The organism is Stenotrophomonas maltophilia group sp. Smal12 (assembly GCF_037079935.1).
In the GTDB taxonomy this organism is placed as follows: Bacteria; Pseudomonadota; Gammaproteobacteria; order Xanthomonadales; family Xanthomonadaceae; genus Stenotrophomonas; species Stenotrophomonas sepilia.
Window position 1 is genome coordinate 1 of sequence record NZ_JBAWUK010000111.1, and the last position, 1263, is coordinate 1263.

The window sequence follows — 1263 nt, forward strand, 5'->3', positions numbered from 1 at the left end:
GCGGGGGTGTCTGATCTGGCCCCCCGTCAGCGGACGCCAAGAAGCGATACTTTGATCGCACTTGGAGGTCCCTTATGTCCCGTATCACCCGTCGTAGCTACACCGATGAGTTCAAGCACCAGGCCGTGGAGCTGGCCGAGTCGCTCGGGCCGGCCGCAGCGGCCCGTCAGCTGGAGATGTCGGTCAAGACGCTGGCAAATTGGCTTGACGCAGTCCGTGCTGGCCGGTCGTTGACCTCTGAGGCTCGCAGGCCAGCCACCGACCTGGAAAGCGAGATCAGCCGCCTTCGGGCCGAGAACGCCAATCTGAAGATGGAGCGGGAAATCCTAAAAAAAGCGGCGGCGTTCTTTGCCAGAGAGTCCAAGTGAGGTACGCCTTCGTCGCCAGTCAAAGGACTCACTACCCGACCAGGTTGCTGTGTCGGGTTCTTGGGGTTTCTGTCTCTGGATTCCATGACTACCTGCGCCGGCAGTGTGCCCAAACGTGCGATGTCGATTTGGCCCTCCGTACCGAGCTTCGGGCCATTCATGTGACCAGCAAGCGCAGTTATGGGCGACGTCGGCTGGTCAGGGCCTTACGAGCCAGGAATCATCCAGTCGGCCACAAGCGCGTGGCACGGTTAATGGCCGAGGAGCGAATCCAGGGCAAGACCAAAGGCCGATTCCGACCCAAATCCTCCGGCGGCACATCTCAGCTCGCCCCCAACCTGCTGGATCGGCAATTTGCCCCCGGAACCGGACCGACGGCGTGGGTCGGGGATATCACGTATGTCCCCACCCGCCAGGGATGGCTGCATCTGGCCGTGGTCATCAGCGTCCAGACCCGGCAGGTGCTGGGCTACAGCGTTTCCAAGCGTCTGACTGAAGAGCTGGTGGTGAAAGCATTTGCCAATGCTTGGGCTCTGCATCCACAACGACCCGGCCTGATCTTCCATTCAGATCGTGGTGGGCAGTACTGGGGAAACGAGTTTCGCCAGCTGCTGCAGTCCCATGGCGTGGTCCAAAGCATGAGCCGGCCTGGCAATTGCTGGGACAACGCGGTGGCCGAGAGCTTCTTTGCGACGCTCAAGACAGAAGAGGCTGCCGAGCCTTACGCCAGTAGGGAACAAGCCAGCCAGTCCATCGCTGCTTACATCCACGGCTTCTACAATCCAGCCCGGCTACACTCGGCGCTGGGCTACCACTCGCCTAACAACTACGCCCGGCAGCTCCGGACTGCCGCCTGAAACGGCTTCATGGCGTCCGTTTTCAGGGGGCCAGATCA

2 protein-coding genes are annotated in these 1263 nt (G+C 61.3%); both read left to right on the forward strand.

The genetic code is table 11. The features are described 5' to 3' along the window. The first annotated feature begins 74 nt into the window (after positions 1 to 74). Positions 75 to 368 (forward strand): transposase, encoded by a 294-nt coding sequence (locus tag WDC87_RS21815; protein ID WP_006388655.1) that lies wholly within the window; start codon positions 75 to 77, stop codon positions 366 to 368. Continuing rightward, complete coding sequence (locus WDC87_RS21820) at positions 365 to 1225, forward strand: IS3 family transposase (RefSeq protein ID WP_252744290.1); 861 nt, start codon at positions 365 to 367, stop codon at positions 1223 to 1225. The genes WDC87_RS21815 and WDC87_RS21820 overlap by 4 nt, the downstream gene beginning before the upstream one ends. The last annotated feature ends 38 nt before the right edge of the window (positions 1226 to 1263 follow it).

What these genes read in the sequence shown, in the direction of transcription:
- WDC87_RS21815 (WP_006388655.1), top strand. Translation starts at nt 75, where the DNA reads ATGTCCCGTATCACCCGTCGTAGCTACACCGATGAGTTCAAGCACCAG.